Source organism: Actinomadura barringtoniae (assembly GCF_017573505.1).
Lineage (GTDB): Bacteria > Actinomycetota > Actinomycetes > Streptosporangiales > Streptosporangiaceae > Spirillospora > Spirillospora barringtoniae.
The window spans coordinates 96,429-112,490 of the sequence record NZ_JAGEOJ010000004.1; the positions used below are offsets into that span (position 1 = coordinate 96,429).

Genomic DNA, 16,062 nt, shown 5'->3' on the forward strand with positions numbered 1-16,062 from the left:
ATTACTTGAACCGTCTTCTACCTGCGAATTTCCCCTCGCCGATGAGTTTTCGACGGCCCTGCGGTCTACTCCTCCGACTGACGAACAAGGATGCGGACGGAGAACGATCATGAAGAAGGACGGCCGGGCAGGACGGCGCGAATGGATCGGGCTGGCGGTGCTCACGCTCCCCACCCTTTTGCTCTCGCTCGACATGAGCGTTCTTTATCTCGCGCTCCCGAGGCTCAGTGAGGACCTCGGCGCGAGCTCCACCCAGCAGCTCTGGATCATGGACATCTACGGGTTCATGATCGCGGGCTTCCTGGTCACGATGGGCACGCTCGGCGACCGTATCGGCCGCCGCCGGCTGCTGCTGATCGGGGCGAGCGCGTTCAGCGTGGCCTCGGTCGCCGCCGCCTACTCGACCAGCCCCGAGATGCTGATCGCCACGCGGGCGGTGATGGGGATCGCGGGCTCGACCCTGATGCCCTCCACGCTGGCGCTGATCAGCAACATGTTCACCGACGGGCGCCAGCGCGGCCGGGCGATCGCGGTCTGGATGAGCGCGTTCATGGGCGGCGTCGCGCTCGGCCCGGTGATCGGCGGGGCGCTCCTGGACAACTTCTGGTGGGGCTCGGCGTTCCTGCTCGGCGTGCCGGTCATGGTCCTGCTGCTGGCGACCGGCCCGTTCCTGCTGCCGGAGTACCGCACGCCGAAGGCCGGCAGGCTCGACCCGCTGAGCGTGGCGCTGTCGCTGGTCGCCATCCTTCCCGTGGTGTACGGGCTGAAGGAGCTGGCCAAGCAGGGCTTCGAGCCGGTCCCGACCGCCGCCATCGCGGTCGGCCTGGCCTTCGGCGCGCTGTTCGCCCGGCGCCAGCGCCGCCTCGCCGACCCGCTGCTGGACCTGCGCCTGTTCGCCAACCGCACGTTCCGGTCCGCGCTGGTCATCTGGATCCTCTTCGGCCTGATCCAGGGCGGCAGCTACCTGTTCTTCGCCCTGCACCTGCAGGTCGTCGCGGGCTTCTCGCCGATGAAGGCGGGCCTGTGGCTGCTGCCCTCCTCGCTGGCGATGGTGGCCTCCTCCCAGATCGCCCCAGGGCTCGCGCAGCGGTTCCGGCCGAGCACGATCATCGCGACCGGGATGGGCATCGCCGCCCTCGGCTTCTTCATCCTCACCGGCGTCGGCACGGGCGGCAACGAGGGCGTGCTGGTCACCGGGTTGATCGTCTCCCTGTTCGGGGTCGGCCTGGCGGCGGCGCTCGGGACCGGCCTGATCCTCGGCTCGGTCCCGCCGGAGAAGGCCGGGTCGGCCTCCGCGGTCTCCGAGACCGGCGCCGAGCTCGGCATCTCGCTGGGCGTCGCCGCGCTCGGCAGCCTCGGCACGGCGCTCTACCGCGGCCACCTGAGCGACTCGATGCCCGCAGGCGTTCCGGCCGATACGGCGCACGCCGCCAAGGAGGGCATCACCGGCGCCACGCGGGTCGCAGGCACGCTGCCGAGCGCCCAGGCCGCCGACCTGCTCGACGCCGCGCGCTGCGCGTTCACCTCCGGCCTGCACAGCATCGCCGCGATCAGTGGCCTGATGTTCGTCGGGCTGGCGATCCTGGCCGCCGTCACCCTGCGGCACGAGCGGCCGGGCGGCGAGGCGCAGGCCACCGAGAACGTTTCGGCCGAGACCGAGGAGGCCGGGCACGCCGAGGCCGAGCTGCAGCCGGTGCTCCAGGATCGCTGATCAGCCGCGCGGCCGGATCATCGTGAATCCGGCCCCGCTCATCGCCGCCAGAGCCCGCGGCACGTCCGCCAGTCCGATCGTCCGGCTCACCAGCAGGCCGGGACGCAACGTCCCGGCCTGCACCATGTCCATCATCGGGCCGTAGGCGTGCGCGGCCATGCCGTGGCTGCCGACGATCTCCAGCTCCTGGGCGATGACCCGCTCCATCGGCAGGTCGGCGCGCCCGGCCGCGGGCGGCAGCAGGCCCACCTGAACGTGTCGGCCGCGGCGGCGCAGGCCGCCGATCGAGGCGGCGGCGGTCGCCGGGCTGCCGAGGGCGTCCAGCGACACGTGCGCACCGCCGCCCGTGACGTCCCGGACCGCCTCGGCGACGTCCCCGGCCTCGCGCCCGTCCAAGGTCACCGCCGCGCCGCACTGCCGGGCGAGGTCCAGCGCGGCGGGAGCGATGTCGATCGCCACCACGCGGGCACCGGCGGCGGCCGCGACCATGACGGCCGACAGCCCCACTCCCCCGCAGCCGTGCACCGCGACCCACTGGCCGGCCGACGCCCGGCCCTGCGCCAGGACGGCGCGGAAGGCGGTCGCGAACCGGCAGCCGAGCGCGGCGGCGGTCTCGTACGTCATGTCCTCGGGCAGGCCGACCAGGTTGACGTCGGCGTTCTCGATCGCGACGTACTCGGCGTAGGAGCCCCAGTGCGTGAAGCCCGGCTGGGTCTGGTTCTCGCAGACCTGCTGGTCGCCCGCCGCGCACGGCCCGCAGACCCCGCAGGCGCACACGAACGGGACGGTGACCCGGTCGCCGACCTTCCAGCGGGTCACGCCGGGCCCGGTCTCCGCGACGGTCCCGGCGAGCTCGTGCCCGGGTACGTGCGGCAGAACGGTGATGTCGGCGTCGTGCCCCATCCAGCCGTGCCAGTCGCTGCGGCACAGGCCGGTGGCCTCGACGTGAATCACCACGCCGCCACGCGGCACCGCCGGTTCCGGGACGTCGCGCAGCTCCAGGGGCTCGCCGAACGCCTCGTAGACGACCGCCCGCATCAACAAGCCCGCATCAGAACTCGAAGCCGCCGGGCCGCCCGTTGCGCTCGGCGAGCAGGCCGGCGAGCGTGGCGACGGCGATCTCGGCCGGCGTCCGCGAGCCGATGTTGAGGCCGATCGGGCGGTGGACCCGTTCGATGTCCTCCCCGGCCACGCCCAGCGCGGTCAGCGCCGGAACGTGCGGCGCCGGGTGGCGCGGGTTGCCCATCACGCCGACCCACCGCACCGGCTGGGCCAGAACGTCGCGCAGCACCGTGCCGAGTTCCTCGCGGTGGTGGTCGGTCACCACGACGTCGGCCGTCCCGTCCAGCTCGGGAACGACGGTCACCGCGTCGCCCTCGGCGCGGTCCTTGTCGGGCTCCACCAGGATCGTCCGGAAGCCGAGATCGGCGCCGTAGCGCACGAGGAACTCCGCCACCGGCGAGGCGAACACCGCGACGAGCGTCCGGTCTCCGGTCCCGGGCCGCACGTCGCCGTGGGCGACGGCGCACGCGGGGTCGGTTTCGTCCGAAGTGGTCATAGGTGCAGTCTGTCAGAGTCGTCCCCGGCGGCCGACCGGCTGACCAGCCAACCCACCCGCCGAAACACTTCCATCCTGGGCCCGTTGCCTGCACCCTGGATGCCACAACCCCGGTTGGCACCCCCCAGGAGGGAAAGTGATCGTGAGACCGGAGGGCGGCCCGCGGGTTGTCGTGGGGGTCGACGACTCGCCGGGAGCGCGCTGCGCACTGGCCTGGGCGATCGGCGAGGCCCGGATCCGGAGCCTGCCTCTCCTCGTCGTGCACGCCTCGGCGCTGCCGCCCCATGTCGCGGCGGCGGGCCAGCTCGGCTGCGTGACCGACGCCCTGCAGGGCGCGGGCGAGCAGCTGATCAGGCTGCTGCTGGAGGACGTCGCCGACGGGACGCCCTACGGCGTGCGGACCTCGATGCTGGCGCTGGTCGGGGAACCCGGCGCGGCGCTGGTGCGGCTGGCGCGCGAGGACGACATCCTGGTGGTGGGCCGCGGCGGGCGCGGCCCGTTCTCCCGTCTGCTGCGCCCCTCGGTGCGGCTGCACTGCGCCCGGCGCGCCCGGGCGACGCTCGTCTGTGTCGGCCCACCGGCCGTCCAGTCGGTCATCGAGAACCTGACGGAGGGCGAAAGACCCACCGACCGGTTCGGGATTCGGAGGCTGAGCCAGCGCCTGTGGCGCACCGACGCCCCGGGGCCCTGATCGGCCGGGACACTCGATCGGGTAGGAATCAGCCATGCGCAAGTATGTGATCTTCGGAGTTCAGGGCAGCGGCAAGGGCACGCAGGCCACGATGCTGGCCAGGGATTTCGATCTCGTGCACATCAGCGTGGGCGACATCTTCCGCTGGCACGTGCAGAACCACACCAAGCTCGGCGCGTACGTGCGCCGGACCGTGGCGGCCGGTGAGCTGGTGAACGACGATCACGTCGAGAGCGTCGTCCAGGACCGGCTGCACCAGCACGACTGGAACTACGGGTTCGTCATCGACGGCTTCCCCCGCAACCGGCGGCAGGCCGAGTTCTTCCTGGAGAGCTACGACATCGACGGCGTGATCCATCTGGACCTGCCCGACGGCGAGGTGCGCCGCCGGGTGCTCGCGCGGCGGCTGTGCTCACGCTGCGGCCTGGACTACAACCTGATGGCGCACCGGCCCAAGAAGGAGGGCCGCTGCGACGTCTGCGGCGGCGAGCTGGTCGCCCGGGAGGACGACACCGAGGAGGCACTGGCCGAGCGGCTGCGCATCTACCACGAGAAGACCGACCCGGTGCTGGACCTGTTCCGGCGCAAGGAGTACGTGGTCACCGTGGACGCGCGCCCCGACAAGCAGACCATCCAGACCGAGATCCGCAAGCGACTCGACCTGCCGCTCTCCTAGGGACGCTTGGCCACCGTCAGCAGCACGACCGAGTCCTCCAGCGCCTCCAGGCCGTGCCTGGCGTCCGGCACCACGATGAGGTCGCCGGCGCGGCCCTCCCAGGCGTCGTCGCCGGAGGCCAGACGCACCCGTCCGCGCAGCACGTGCACGGTCGCCTCGCCGGGGTTCTCGTGCTCGGCCAGCTTGCGGCCGGAGACCAGGGCGATGACGGTCTGCCTGAGCACGCACTCGTGCCCGCCGTAGACGGTTGCGGAGCTGCGTCCGGTGGACTCGGCCTCCGCCTTCTTCAGGTGCTCCCGGGCCAGCGCGTCCAGCGACATCTTCTGCATGTCCTCGACTTTCCCAGAGATCACGCGAAGAAAAGGTAAAGCCGGGGTCAGAGTGAAAACTGGTGCGCGGCCGCATTAGTTGCGCTAGTGAACTGACCCTCTCTACGGTGTGAGGCATGACCGAGGACGCGCCCCGCTACGCCGACTGCCCCACCGTCGAGGTGGACATCCTGATCGACGCGCCGCCCGCCGCGGTGTGGGATCTGGTCTCCGACATCTCGATGCCGGCCCGGTTCAGCTCCGAGTTCCGCGGCGCACGGTGGGCGGCCGAGGAGGCCAAGGAGGCCGAGCCCGCCGTGGGCGTCTGCTTCGTCGGCCGCAACGAGCATCCGGCCATCGGCACGTGGGAGACGCGCTGCACGCTGACCGACTACGAGGTCGCGAAGGTCTTCGGCTACGAGGTCGAGAGCTTCGACGGGCCCGGCGTCTCGTCGTCGGCCTGGCGGTTCACGCTGGCGCCGGAGGGCGGCGGTACGCGCCTGACGCAGTGGATGCGGATGGGCCCGGGGCGGTCGGGGCTGAGCTTCGCCATCGAGGCCATGCCCGACAAGGAGGTCCGCATCGTCGCCCGGCGGCTCAAGGAGCACCGCGCGAACATGACGGCCACCGTCACCGGCATCAAGGGCCTGGCGGAGGCCGCGCGATGAAGGTCGGCCTGTTCCAGGGGTTCTTCGGCCCGGCCGACACCGCGTTCATCCAGGAGGCCGAGCGGCTCGGCATCGACTCGGTCTGGACGGCCGAGGCGTGGGGGTACGACGCCCTGACACCGCTCGCCTACCTGGCCGCTCAGACGTCCACGATCCGGCTCGGTACGGCGATCGCTCAGATCGGCGCGCGCACCCCGGCGATGCTCGCCATGTCGGCGATGTCGCTGCAGGCGCTGTCGGGCGGGCGGTTCCTGCTCGGGCTCGGCGTGAGCGGCCCGCAGGTGATGGAGGGCTGGCACGGTACGCGGTTCGAGGCTCCGGTGCAGGCGACCCGGGAGACGATCGAGATCGTCCGCAAGGTCGCGTCCGGGGAACGTCTGGAGCACGACGGGACGGTCTACACGCTGCCCCTGCCCGACAGCCAAGGGCGCGCGCTGCGCTCCTTCGCCCCGCCGGTGCGGGTGCCCGCCTACGTCGCCGCGATGGGCCCGCGCAATCTGGCGCTCACCGGCGAGCTCGCCGACGGCTGGATCGGCAACGCGTTCATGCCGGAGGAGGCCGGGGCGTTCCTGAAGCCGTTGCGTGAGGGCGCCGAACGGGCAAAGCGGTCGCTCGCCGACATCGACCTGGCGATCCCGGTGGCGGTCGAGTTCACCGACGACGTGGAGGAGGCGGGGCGCCGGCACGCGGGCGGCTACGCGTTCACGATCGGCGCCATGGGCTCGCGCAAGCGCAACTTCTACAACGAGGCGTTCGCCCGCCAGGGCTTCGGCGACGCGGTCGCCGAGGTGCAGCGGCTGTGGCTGGCGGGCGACCGCGCCGCCGCGGCCGCCGCCGTGCCCATGGAGATCGGGCTGTGCACCAACCTGCTCGGCACCGAGAAGATGATCGCCGAGCGGCTCCGGCTGCATCGTGAGGCGGGCACCACGACGCTGCTGGTCAAGCTGGACGGGCCAGCCGAGGGGCGGCTGGCGACGCTCGAACGGCTGGTGGGCCTGGTGGCCGACCTCTCCTAGGCGCGCAGGCCGTCCAGCAGGAACCCCAGCTGGCGGCGCCACTCCTCGGGAGAGGAACCGTTGGCGACGCGCGCGAACAGGCCGAGGTCCTCGGTGACGAAGTCCGCGCGCAGCGCGCCGGCGTCCTTCGCCCTGCCGATGACGGCCTCGATCAGCTCCCCGATCCGCCCTTTCAGCTCCCCCAGCGCGGGAGCGTCCGGGAGAGCGCGGGTGCAGACGTCGACGGATCCGCGGTCGGTGGACAGCAGCCCGCCGAACTGGGTCACGAAGTAGACGAACCCGTCCCAGGCCTCCGGCTCCTCCAGGGCCTTCGCACCGGCCGCCTCCACCTGCTCCAGCGTGCCCAGGAATGCCGCCTCGATGAGTGCCCCGCGCGTCGGGAACCGGTTGTAGAGCGTGCCGATCGAGACGCCGGCGGTACGGGCGATCTCCTCCAGGGAGGCGTCCACGCCCTCGCGCCCGAAAATCTCGCGCGCGGCCGTCACCAGCAGTTCGCGATTGCGCTGCGCGTCCCGTCGCAGCGGCCGGGCGGTCGTGGCCATGCGGACAGGATAGCAACTTGAGGCATCCCTCAAGTTCGGCTAAGTTGAGGTTCTCCTCAAGTTATGGAGGTGGTTGCCATGACCACCATTGCCGTCTTCGGGACCGGCCCGGGCCTCGGGCTGTCCACCGCCCGCAGGTTCGGCCGCGAGGGCTTCGACGTGACGCTGATCGCGCGCAGCTCCGACCGGCTGGGCCGCTGGCGGGACGAACTGGCCGCCGAAGGCATCACCGTGACGGCGGTGACCGCCGACCTCGCCGACCGCGACCACCATGCCGAGCTGCTGGGCCGCGTCGGCCCGGTCGACGTCGCCGTCTTCAGCAACCTGATCGACCATGAGCTGATCAGGCCGATGGCCGATGTCGACGAGGCCAACCTGGCCGAGATCCTGGACGGCGCCCTGGTCACGCCGCTCTCGCTGATCCGGCCCGTCCTCGCCGGGATGCGCGAGCGCGGAACCGGGACGCTGCTGTTCGGCCTGGGGGCGTCCGCCAAGGTCCCGATGTCCGCGCTCGGCGGCTACGGCATCGCGGGAGCGGGCCTGCGCAACTACCTGCTCACCATGAACGCCGAGCTGTCGGCGGCGAACGTCCACGTCGCCATGCTGACCATCGGGGTCCTGATCGAGCGCAGCGACGCCGCGCGATTCTTCGACGCCGACGCCGCGGCCGGGCGCGGGCTGACCCCGCCGCGCCGCGACCCCGACGAGCTCGCCGAGCTCTACTGGGAGCTGCACACCAAGCGGGACCGCGCCGAGATCGACGTGTTCTAGATCTTGCGGGCGACCCCGGCGAAGGCGTCGACCTGCTCGGCCGGCGGCGCCTCGGGGCGCCAGTGCGTGCAGGACATCACGCCGGGGTCGAGGAGCTCCCAGCCGGTGAAGTAGCGGGTGATCTCCTCGGGACTGCGCAGGATGACCGGCGGGCGCCCGCCGGACTCGTTCCACTCCCGGGCGCTGCGCTCGGCGATCTCGCCGTAGATGGCGCTGGTCGGATGGTTGATCGCGAGCATGCTGCCGGCGGGCACCGCCGCCTTGAGCCGCTCGACGATGGCGAGCGTGTCCTCGCCGCGGGTGTCTTCGAGGTGGTGCAGGATGCCGACGAGCATGACGGCGATGGGGCGCGTGAAGTCCAGCCGGGCGCCGGCCTCGTCCAGGATGTGCCCGGGGTCGTTCAGGTCGGCCTGGATGTAGTCGCAGGTGCCCTGCGGGCTGCTGGTGAGCAGCGCGCGGGCGTGGACCAGGACGAGCGGGTCGTTGTCGACGTAGAGGATGCGCGACTCGGGTGCGATGGCCTGCGCCACCTCGTGGGTGTTCTCCGCGGTCGGCAGGCCGGTGCCGATATCGAGGAACTGGCGGATGCCCTCGCCCGCCATCACGCGTACCGCCCGTCCGAGGAACGCGCGGTCGCCGCGCGCCTGGGCGAGCATCCGCGGGTTGGCCTCGAGGACCTTGTCGGCGGCGGCGCGGTCGGCCGGGTAGTTGTCCTTGCCGCCCAGCAGGTAGTTCCACACGCGCGCGGAATGCGGCAGATGCGTCTTCAGCGCGTCGGCATCGTTCACCCAAGTGATCATATGGCCCGCTCCCAGTCGGCCAGGCGCAGGGCGAGGAACAGGTCCACCCGGTCGGGGAAGCGGCTGAGGTCGCGCCCGGTGAACTCCTCCACGCGGCGCAGCCGGTAGCGCACGGTGTTGACGTGGACGTGCAGCTCGGCGGCACAGCGCTGCCACGAACCGGAGAGGGCGAGGAAGGCCGCCAGCGTCTCGCGGAGCCGGGCGCCGTGGCTTTCGTCGTAGGCCTCCAGCTCGCCGATGAGCCCCTTCCTGAAACGGTCCCGGACGCCGCGCGGCATCGCGGCGATGAGGAGGTCCACCGAGTCGATCTCGTCGCCGGCCGTGACCGCGACGGGCGCTCTGCCGAGTGCGGCGAGGCGCCGGGCGTTGCGGGCCTCCTGGAGCGCCTCGCGCGGGCCGAGCCCGCTGGAGGCGGTACCGCTCACGCCGACGCTGATGCGATGGCCGGTCAGCGCGCCGCCGAGCAGCCGTACGGCGGTGCGCAGGTGCTCGGCGAGCTCGCGCGGCGCGGCACCGGCCAGCGCGAGCGTCTCGGCCTCACGGTCGCCGATGGCCACGGCCGTTGCGGGCCCGGCCGCCTCCTCGATGAGGAACCTCGCGACGGCCGAGCCACCGGGGCCGGTGACCTCGATCGCGACGGCGGCCGGGGTCCGGTCGGCGGGCAGGCCGAGGTCGGTCATCAGGTCGCCGATCTCGCGGCGCGAACGGTCGTCGTCGAGCAGGCCGCCGACCAGCCGTTCGGCCAGCGCCCGGGACATGGCCGACCCGTCGTCGCACCTGGCCCGGTCGTGCTCCAGCGCGACCGCCAGGTCACCGGCGATGTCTGCCAGCTCCAGGTCCTCGTCGGACTCGACGGCGAGGAAGCACGGCGGCGTCCGCAGGTCGCAGGGCAGCGGGCACAGCGCGAACCTCTGGCCGTCCAGCCTGGCCCGGTGCGCCTGGCGCCCGCCGCCGTGGAACAGCGTCGTGATCGCCTCAGCGGTCGCGGCCGGCAGCGGCGGACCGCTCGCGGCCATCGTGCGGCCGGTCGGGCTGAGCAGCCAGCACGGCCGTTCCAGCTCCTCGGCGACCAGCGCCACCGGCGCGGCGAGGCCGCCGCTGCCCGCGACCGCCGCGAGCAGTTCCTGCCTGCGCCCGGCCGGGTCCGGGGGCCGTTCGGCCAGCACGCGTCTGGCCAGGACCGCGAACGAGAGCTCGGCGGGCACCTCCAGCAGCGGCAGGTCATGCCGGGCGCAGGCGGTCACCAGGTCGTGCGGCACCTCGCCGAGCGCCGCTGTGCCCGCCGCGACGCCGACCGCGCCGCGCGCGGCGACGGCGGCGACGAACGCCTCGGAGTCGGCGGCGCGGCGCCGCCACATCAGCCCGGTGAGGACCAGCTCGCCGCCCGCCAGGTAGCGGCCGGGATCGGGCAGGTCGGTGGTGAAGACCCAGCGGATCGGGCGGTCGAGCAGGTCGTCGCCGGTGAGCACCCGCAGGCCGAGATGCCCGGCGAGGCGGCGCAGCGTCGGCCCGCCCCGGCCGCTCACGTCTCCGCCGCCTCCCGGGACCACCACCGGGAGGCCGCCAGCCGTACGGCGTCGAGGATCTTCTCGTAACCGGTGCAGCGGCACAGGTTGCCCGCCAGCGCCTCGCGGATCTCCTCGTCGGTCGGCTGGTAGCCGCGGCGGACGAGGGCGTGCGCGGCGATGACGAACCCCGGCGTGCAGAAGCCGCACTGCACCGCCCCGGCCTCGACGAACGCCTGCTGGACCAGGTCCAGCTCGCCGTCGTCGCCGAGCCCCTCGACCGTGACGACCGAGCGTCCGGCCGCCTGCCCGGCGGGGACCAGGCACGCGCAGGCCGGGGTGCCGTCGAGATAGACCGTGCACGAGCCGCACTCGCCCTGCTCGCAGGCGTTCTTGCTGCCCGGCAGGCCCATCCGCTCGCGGAGCACGAACAGCAGGCTCTCGTGGACCTGGACCTCGTCGGCGGTCCGGTCCTCACCGTTCACATTGCATGACATCCGCATCCGCGGGTCTCCTTCCGAAGGTCGTTCCACGCCCAGGTGAGCGTGCGCCGGGCGATGACGGCCAGGGCGTGCGTGCGGTAGGCGGCCGTGCCCCGGACGTCGTCGATGGGCACGGCGGCGGACGCGACGAGCGCGCCGAACTTGCGGGCGAGGGATTCGGGCAGCGGGGCGCGCGTGTGCCAGAGGCCGGCCGCCGCGAGTTCCCCGGTGATGAACCGTTCGGCCGCTCCAGCGCGGCGCGGGGTCGGCGCGGCCGAGCCGACGCCGGTGCCGACCGTCTCCTCCTCCAGGTCGATCGCGACGCCGAACGAGCAGACCGCGATGACCATGGCGTTGCGGGTGCCTATCTTGGCGAACTGCTGCGGGCCGCGCGCGACCGGAACGTGCACGGCGCCGATCAGCTCGTCGGGGTCCAGCGCGTTGCGCTTCACGCCGGTGAAGAAGTCCTCGACCGGGATGAGCCTGCTCCCCCGCACCGACGCGACCTCGACGGAGGCGCCGCAGGCCAGCAGCGGCGGGTGCGCGTCACCGGCGGGCGAGGCCGAGCCGAGGTTGCCGCCGACCGAGCCCCGGTTGCGGATCTGCGGCGAGCCGACCGTGCGGGACGCCGCCGCCAGCCCGGGCAGCGGGCCGCTCAGCGCCGAGACGATCCTGCTGTACGGCTCGGCGGCGCCCAGCCGGATGACGCCGTCGCCGCGTTCCCAGCCGGTGAGCTGGGGGACGCGCGACAGGTCCAGCAGCGCGGGCGGCCGGGTGCGCCCGAAGTTGAGCTCGACCATCACGTCCGTGCCGCCTGCGACGGGGCGGGCGTCGGGCCGTTCGGCCCGCAGGGCCAGCGCCTCGGCCCAGCTGGTGGGCTGCAGGTGTTCGATGGGCCGTTCCATGGGCGTCAGTCCTTTCCGATCTGGTCGAGCAGGCGTGCCGCGCGGGTGCGGGCGGCCTCGCTCAGCTCGATGGGCTCGCCGTCGAAGCCGGGCCCCCGCGTGGCGTCCAAGGCCAGCCGGGACGTGGTGCCGTCGCTGCCCGAGGACGGATCGAGCGGGCTCCCGGGCAGGCCGTCCACCAGGAACAGGTCCCGGTGCGGCTGGAAGTGCGCGGCGAGCGCCCACAGCACGGCCGCGTCGTCGGTGACGTCGATGTCCTCGTCCACCGCGATGACGGTCTTGAGGTAGGGGTCCCAGCCGAGCAGGCCGAGCATCACCTGGCGGGCCTGGCCGGGGCGGCGCTGCCGCAGCGAGACATAGGCGTGGAAGTGCGTGCCGGAGTTGGGGTAGTGCAACGCGGTGACGTCGGGGAAGCGGGTGATGAGCTGCTCGGCCATCTCCGATTCGCGCGGGATCCGGGCGAGGTTGAGGTGCTCGGCGGAGTTGCCCGCGACGACGTCCAGCAGCACCGGGTCGCGGCGCCGGCAGATCGTGTCGACGCGCAGCACGTTGTTGGTGGAGCGATGCGAGGAGTAGCCGGAGAACTCGCCGAACGGCCCTTCGGGCGCGTGGTCGCCGGGGTCGATGACACCCTCGATGACGTACTCGGCGGTCGCCGGGACGCGGATGCCGTGCCGGGGCGTCCGTACGACCTGCAGCGGCTCGCCGAACAGTCCCCCGGCGATGTCGCGCTCGTCCACGTCGGCGCCGACCCGGGCGGACGCGGCCAGCATGAACAGCGGATGCCCGCCGATCACCATCGCGACCGGCAGCGGCCCGTCCGAACGCTGGAGCAGCCGCCACAGGTCGCCGCGCGAGTGCAGGCTGAGGGCCAGCTCGTCCGGCGCGTGCGGGGTGGCCCGGTGGTAGCTCATGTTGCCCGCGCCGCCGGCCGGGTCCTCGGCGACCACGATGCCGCTGGTGATGTAGCGGCCGAGGTCGGAGGCGAAGTGCCGGATCATCGGCACCGCCGCCAGGTCGGGCTCCAGGATCTCCTCCAGCACCGGCCCGTCCGCCAGCACCCGCGGCTCGCACGCGCGCCGGGCCCGTTCCTGGTAGGCGGCGTGCAGCCCGCGTTCACCGACGCCGAACAGCGAGGCGACGCGGGCGCGCGAGGCGAACACGTTGGTGACCAGCTCGACGCCCAGCCCGGCCACCTTGGGGCAGCGGATCATCTCGTGCCGGCCGCGCGCGGCCAGGCCGAACGCCAGCGCGGTCACGTCCTCCTCCGCCGAGATCTCCTCATCGACGACCAGCACGTCGCCGGGGCGCCGCGCGCCGTAGTAGGCCAGGAAGGAGTGCAGGTCCTGGCGTTCGGACGGTGTGGTCACGTGGACTCCTCGGGGACTCCGGCCCACCGGTGGAACAGGTGGTGCTCGACGCCGAACTGGTCGAGCACCTTGCCGACCGTGTGGGCGATCAGGTCGTCGATGGTGCGCGGCCGGGCGTAGAAGCCGGGGACGGGCGGCAGCACCACCGCCCCGGCCTCGGTCACGGCGGTCATGTTGCGCAGGTGGATCAGGCTGAGCGGGGTCTCCCGGGTGACCAGCACGAGCCGCCGCCGCTCCTTCAGCGTCACGTCGGCGGCCCGGCTGAGCAGATCGTCGGTGTGGCCGTGCGCGACGGCGGCGAGCGTCTTCATCGAGCACGGCACGACCGCCATGCCGAGCGTGAGGAACGAGCCGGACGACACGGCCGCGGCCAGGTCGCGCGCGTCGTGCACGACGTCGGCCAGGGCGCAGATCTCGTCCGGGTCGCGGCGCGCCTCCAGCTCGATCGTGCGGCGCGCCCCCGCGGACACGACCAGGTGCGTCTCGACCGTGCCGAGCTTGGCCAGCGCCTCCAGCAACCCGATGCCGTACTGCGGCGCGCTGGACCCGGAGATCCCCACCACCAGCCGTCGCCGGTTCATGCGGCCTCCTCGTCGGCGGGCTCCCAGCGCAGCACCGGCAGATGATGGAAGAGCAGGTTGAGCAGGACGGCGGTGATGGTCCCGGCGGCGACACCGCTGTCGAGGAACATCCGCACCGACTCGGGCAGCTCGCCGTACGCGCCGGGCAGCGCCATCGGCACCAGCCCGACGGCCAGCGAGACGGCGATGATCACCAGGTTGGAGGTGTCGCGCTTGACGTCGGCGAGGATCCGCAGGCCGATCACCGCGACCGTGGCGAACATCGCGAGCGTGGCGCCGCCGAGCACCGGCTTCGGCACCGAGGCCACCACCCGGCCGAACACCGGGAACACGCTCATCAGCACGAGGATCGCCCCGGCGCCCGCGGTCACCCAGCGGCTCCGCACGCGGGTGAGCGTGACGACGCCGATGTTCTGCGTGAACGTGATGTAGACGAACGACTGGAACACCCCGCCGAGCGCGCTGACCAGGCCGTCCGCGCGCAGAGCGGCGGCGACGTCGCGAGTGGAGGCGGGCCGCTGCACCGCCTCCCCCACGGCCAGCACCTGCCCGGACGTCTCCACCATCAGCACGAACTGGATGAGGACGAGCGACAGGCAGGCGACCAGGTTGAACGAGGGCGCGCCGAAGTGGAACGCCTCGGGGAACCCGGCGATGGCGCCGTGCCCGACCCCGCCGAAGTCGGCATGGCCGGTGAACACCGCGACGACGGTGACGATCACCATCGCGGCCAGGATCGACAGCTGCGCCAGCAGCGGCGGCAGGAACCGGTAGAGCAGCACCACGGTCAGCAGGGTCAGGCCGCCGAGCGCGATGCCGGACGGGGCGCCGAAGCCGGGGTCGCCCGGCTTGCCGCCGAAGATCATGCGGGCGCCGGCCGGTACCAGCGTGATCCCGATCAGGGTGATCGTGGTGCCCACGACGACCGGCGGGAAGAAGCGCAGCAGCCGGCCGAACAGCGGCGCGCACAGGGCCATGAAGACCCCGGCGATCATGATGGAGCCGTACATGACCGGCAGGCCGTACTCGGTGCCGATCAGCACCATCGGGACCACGCCGTTGTAGGCGGCGCCGATCACCAGCGGCAGCCGGGCGCCGATCCGCCAGACGCCGACCGACTGGAGCAGCGTGCCGATCCCGCACAGCAGCAGGTCGGCCGCGACCAGGTGGACGACGTCGCGCGCGGGCAGGCCGAGGCCGGCGGCGACGATGAGCGGGACGGCGATGGTGCTGGCGTACATGACCAGCACGTGCTGGATCGCCAGCGGGACGAGGCGCCGGGGCGGCGGCATCTCGTCGACGGGATGCTTGGTCACGGGCTTGGTCGCGGACAGGGATTCTTCATTGCCAGACGTCGCACGCACGTCGGCCACCTCCGGTCCCCCGAATAGGGTCCGCCCCACCCGGCCGAGCCTCCGGTGAGGGAGGCCCGGCCGGGCGAACGGACTATCGAGTGGAGACTGCCGACGGCTCGACGACGGCGTAGGTGTCCTTGAGGCGCGCCTGCGCCTCCTCTTGCGTGCGCGGGGGCGGGGTGGGCTTCAGGCCGAGGAGCTTGGCCATGTTGTTGCCCAGGTAACCCTCGAGGTGCTCCTCGCTGAGGTTCATGCCCTGGGGCGGCGGACCGCACAGGACCTCCAGCTCGCGCGCCCACATGCCGGGCTCGTTCGGCGGGGAGTCGGTGCCGAACACCAGCTGGTGCTTCTCCATCTGCTGGGCGAACTCCACGATCCGCGACTGGAGCAGCCAGCCCGACTCTCCGTAGACGTTCGGGCTGTCGAGGATCATGTAGAGCGCCTCGAAGCAGTACACGCCGCCGGTCTGGACGCCGAAGTGCGCCAGGATGAAGTTGACGTCCCGGAACTCGCGGATGATCGGGTAGAACTGCGTCGGGATGGAGTACGGCCCGTCGCCGGTGTGGATCAGCACCACCACGCCGAGCTCGTCGCAGACCCGCAGGACCGGCCGCAGCCAGTCCAGGGCCCGGTCGGGGCGGTAGGCGTGCATGTTGGCGTGGAGCTTCACCATCTTGTAGCCGTGTTCCTTGACGTGGAACTCCAGCTCCTTGGCGCCGTTTTCCGGGCCGAACCGCGGGTTGTACATGAAGTTGCCGATGAACCGGTCCGGGTACCGCTGGACCAGCTCGGTGATGTAGGCCATGTAGTCGCGGATGCCCTCGCGGCCCGACCGCATCCCGTCCTGCCAGACGCTGTTGCCGGGCGGCGGCATGATGCAGCCGTAGTCGATGCGGCGCGGCTTGCCGTTGATCATGTACGGGCCGTCCATCATCGCCAGGGTGCGCTCGCCGGTGAACGGGTCTCCGTCGTGCCGCCAGGCCTGGTCGACGATGTTGGTCGGGTGCATGTGAGTATCGATGATCATGTGGTGACCCTTCTTGCCACGTGACGTTCGGGCAGATGTCAGTGGCCGGCCACGGTCCGCGCCTTCGCCTGAGGTGTCGCCTAGACGCCCGGACCG

General features: G+C 72.4%; 18 protein-coding genes. 6 read left to right on the top strand and 12 right to left on the bottom strand.

Annotated elements, in window-relative coordinates; genetic code table 11:
• Positions 1-109 precede the first annotated feature (109 nt).
• Complete coding sequence (locus J4573_RS10305; RefSeq protein ID WP_208255128.1) at positions 110-1,711, top strand: MFS transporter; 1,602 nt, start codon at positions 110-112, stop codon at positions 1,709-1,711.
• Here J4573_RS10305 and J4573_RS10310 read toward each other — a convergent pair whose 3' ends face one another.
• Positions 1,712-2,749: a zinc-dependent alcohol dehydrogenase family protein gene (locus tag J4573_RS10310; RefSeq protein ID WP_208255602.1), complete on the bottom strand. Its 1,038-nt coding sequence runs from the start codon at positions 2,747-2,749 to the stop codon at positions 1,712-1,714.
• Positions 2,750-2,762: 13 nt separating this feature from the next.
• Entirely contained in the window at positions 2,763-3,269 is a 507-nt protein-coding gene (locus J4573_RS10315; protein ID WP_208255129.1) for an XdhC family protein, read from the bottom strand.
• Between the two features lie 136 nt (positions 3,270-3,405).
• Between J4573_RS10315 and J4573_RS10320 the strand changes: the two genes are divergently transcribed.
• Together J4573_RS10320 and J4573_RS10325 are read left to right on the top strand one after the other, a co-directional pair.
• Positions 3,406-3,960 carry a universal stress protein gene (locus J4573_RS10320; RefSeq protein WP_208255130.1) on the top strand — a complete coding sequence of 185 codons (555 nt, stop codon included), beginning with the start codon at positions 3,406-3,408 and terminating at the stop codon, positions 3,958-3,960.
• 34 nt (positions 3,961-3,994) lie between these two features.
• Positions 3,995-4,636, top strand: a complete 642-nt coding sequence (locus J4573_RS10325; protein ID WP_208255131.1) for an adenylate kinase family protein — start codon at positions 3,995-3,997, stop codon at positions 4,634-4,636.
• Here J4573_RS10325 and J4573_RS10330 read toward each other — a convergent pair.
• Positions 4,633-4,965 (bottom strand): cupin domain-containing protein, encoded by a 333-nt coding sequence (locus tag J4573_RS10330; RefSeq protein ID WP_208255603.1) that lies wholly within the window; start codon positions 4,963-4,965, stop codon positions 4,633-4,635. The genes J4573_RS10325 and J4573_RS10330 overlap by 4 nt on opposite strands.
• A 116-nt stretch (positions 4,966-5,081) precedes the next feature.
• Here J4573_RS10330 and J4573_RS10335 point away from each other — a divergent pair, with 116 nt between their 5' ends.
• Together J4573_RS10335 and J4573_RS10340 are read left to right on the top strand one after the other, a co-directional pair.
• Entirely contained in the window at positions 5,082-5,612 is a 531-nt protein-coding gene (locus tag J4573_RS10335; protein WP_208255132.1) for an SRPBCC family protein, read from the top strand.
• Positions 5,609-6,628: an LLM class flavin-dependent oxidoreductase gene (locus J4573_RS10340; protein ID WP_208255133.1), complete on the top strand. Its 1,020-nt coding sequence runs from the start codon at positions 5,609-5,611 to the stop codon at positions 6,626-6,628. The genes J4573_RS10335 and J4573_RS10340 overlap by 4 nt, the downstream gene beginning before the upstream one ends.
• On the opposite strand, the gene J4573_RS10345 is transcribed toward J4573_RS10340, so the two are convergent.
• Positions 6,625-7,170: a TetR/AcrR family transcriptional regulator gene (locus tag J4573_RS10345; RefSeq protein ID WP_208255134.1), complete on the bottom strand. Its 546-nt coding sequence runs from the start codon at positions 7,168-7,170 to the stop codon at positions 6,625-6,627. The two genes, J4573_RS10340 and J4573_RS10345, sit on opposite strands and share 4 nt — an antisense overlap.
• Positions 7,171-7,248: 78 nt before the next feature.
• Here J4573_RS10345 and J4573_RS10350 point away from each other — a divergent pair, with 78 nt between their 5' ends.
• Complete coding sequence (locus J4573_RS10350; protein WP_208255135.1) at positions 7,249-7,941, top strand: SDR family NAD(P)-dependent oxidoreductase; 693 nt, start codon at positions 7,249-7,251, stop codon at positions 7,939-7,941.
• Here the strand turns inward: J4573_RS10350 and J4573_RS10355 are convergent.
• The 8 genes from J4573_RS10355 to J4573_RS10390 form a co-directional block, all read right to left on the bottom strand.
• Complete coding sequence (locus J4573_RS10355; protein WP_307796588.1) at positions 7,938-8,729, bottom strand: SAM-dependent methyltransferase; 792 nt, start codon at positions 8,727-8,729, stop codon at positions 7,938-7,940. The two genes, J4573_RS10350 and J4573_RS10355, sit on opposite strands and share 4 nt — an antisense overlap.
• A gap of 8 nt (positions 8,730-8,737) precedes the next feature.
• Positions 8,738-10,267 (bottom strand): PucR family transcriptional regulator, encoded by a 1,530-nt coding sequence (locus J4573_RS10360; RefSeq protein WP_208255137.1) that lies wholly within the window; start codon positions 10,265-10,267, stop codon positions 8,738-8,740.
• A complete protein-coding gene (locus J4573_RS10365; RefSeq protein ID WP_208255138.1) occupies positions 10,264-10,749 on the bottom strand; it encodes a (2Fe-2S)-binding protein in 486 nt (161 codons plus the stop codon). Before J4573_RS10365 ends, J4573_RS10360 begins: the two co-directional genes overlap by 4 nt.
• A complete protein-coding gene (locus J4573_RS10370; protein WP_208255604.1) occupies positions 10,728-11,621 on the bottom strand; it encodes an FAD binding domain-containing protein in 894 nt (297 codons plus the stop codon). Before J4573_RS10370 ends, J4573_RS10365 begins: the two co-directional genes overlap by 22 nt.
• Before the next feature lie 17 nt (positions 11,622-11,638).
• Positions 11,639-13,003 carry a UbiD family decarboxylase gene (locus J4573_RS10375; protein ID WP_208255139.1) on the bottom strand — a complete coding sequence of 455 codons (1,365 nt, stop codon included), beginning with the start codon at positions 13,001-13,003 and terminating at the stop codon, positions 11,639-11,641.
• Complete coding sequence (locus tag J4573_RS10380) at positions 13,000-13,584, bottom strand: UbiX family flavin prenyltransferase (RefSeq protein ID WP_208255140.1); 585 nt, start codon at positions 13,582-13,584, stop codon at positions 13,000-13,002. The genes J4573_RS10375 and J4573_RS10380 overlap by 4 nt, the downstream gene beginning before the upstream one ends.
• The gene (locus tag J4573_RS10385; protein ID WP_208255141.1) at positions 13,581-14,948 is read right to left on the bottom strand and encodes a nucleobase:cation symporter-2 family protein; all 1,368 of its coding nucleotides are present in this window, start codon (positions 14,946-14,948) and stop codon (positions 13,581-13,583) included. The genes J4573_RS10380 and J4573_RS10385 overlap by 4 nt, the downstream gene beginning before the upstream one ends.
• Positions 14,949-15,030: 82 nt before the next feature.
• Positions 15,031-15,966 carry an amidohydrolase family protein gene (locus J4573_RS10390; protein WP_208255142.1) on the bottom strand — a complete coding sequence of 312 codons (936 nt, stop codon included), beginning with the start codon at positions 15,964-15,966 and terminating at the stop codon, positions 15,031-15,033.
• Positions 15,967-16,062 lie beyond the last annotated feature (96 nt).

Bases quoted from the DNA above. Each gene is read 5' to 3' on its own strand.
- J4573_RS10335 (WP_208255132.1), top strand. From the start codon at position 5,082: ATGACCGAGGACGCGCCCCGCTACGCCGACTGCCCCACCGTCGAGGTG.
- J4573_RS10390 (WP_208255142.1), bottom strand. From the start codon at position 15,966: ATGATCATCGATACTCACATGCACCCGACCAACATCGTCGACCAGGCC.
- J4573_RS10325 (WP_208255131.1), top strand. From the start codon at position 3,995: ATGCGCAAGTATGTGATCTTCGGAGTTCAGGGCAGCGGCAAGGGCACG.
- J4573_RS10330 (WP_208255603.1), bottom strand. From the start codon at position 4,965: ATGCAGAAGATGTCGCTGGACGCGCTGGCCCGGGAGCACCTGAAGAAG.
- J4573_RS10315 (WP_208255129.1), bottom strand. From the start codon at position 3,269: ATGACCACTTCGGACGAAACCGACCCCGCGTGCGCCGTCGCCCACGGC.
- J4573_RS10340 (WP_208255133.1), top strand. From the start codon at position 5,609: ATGAAGGTCGGCCTGTTCCAGGGGTTCTTCGGCCCGGCCGACACCGCG.
- J4573_RS10345 (WP_208255134.1), bottom strand. From the start codon at position 7,170: ATGGCCACGACCGCCCGGCCGCTGCGACGGGACGCGCAGCGCAATCGC.
- J4573_RS10305 (WP_208255128.1), top strand. From the start codon at position 110: ATGAAGAAGGACGGCCGGGCAGGACGGCGCGAATGGATCGGGCTGGCG.
- J4573_RS10350 (WP_208255135.1), top strand. From the start codon at position 7,249: ATGACCACCATTGCCGTCTTCGGGACCGGCCCGGGCCTCGGGCTGTCC.
- J4573_RS10380 (WP_208255140.1), bottom strand. From the start codon at position 13,584: ATGAACCGGCGACGGCTGGTGGTGGGGATCTCCGGGTCCAGCGCGCCG.
- J4573_RS10365 (WP_208255138.1), bottom strand. From the start codon at position 10,749: ATGCGGATGTCATGCAATGTGAACGGTGAGGACCGGACCGCCGACGAG.
- J4573_RS10310 (WP_208255602.1), bottom strand. From the start codon at position 2,749: ATGCGGGCGGTCGTCTACGAGGCGTTCGGCGAGCCCCTGGAGCTGCGC.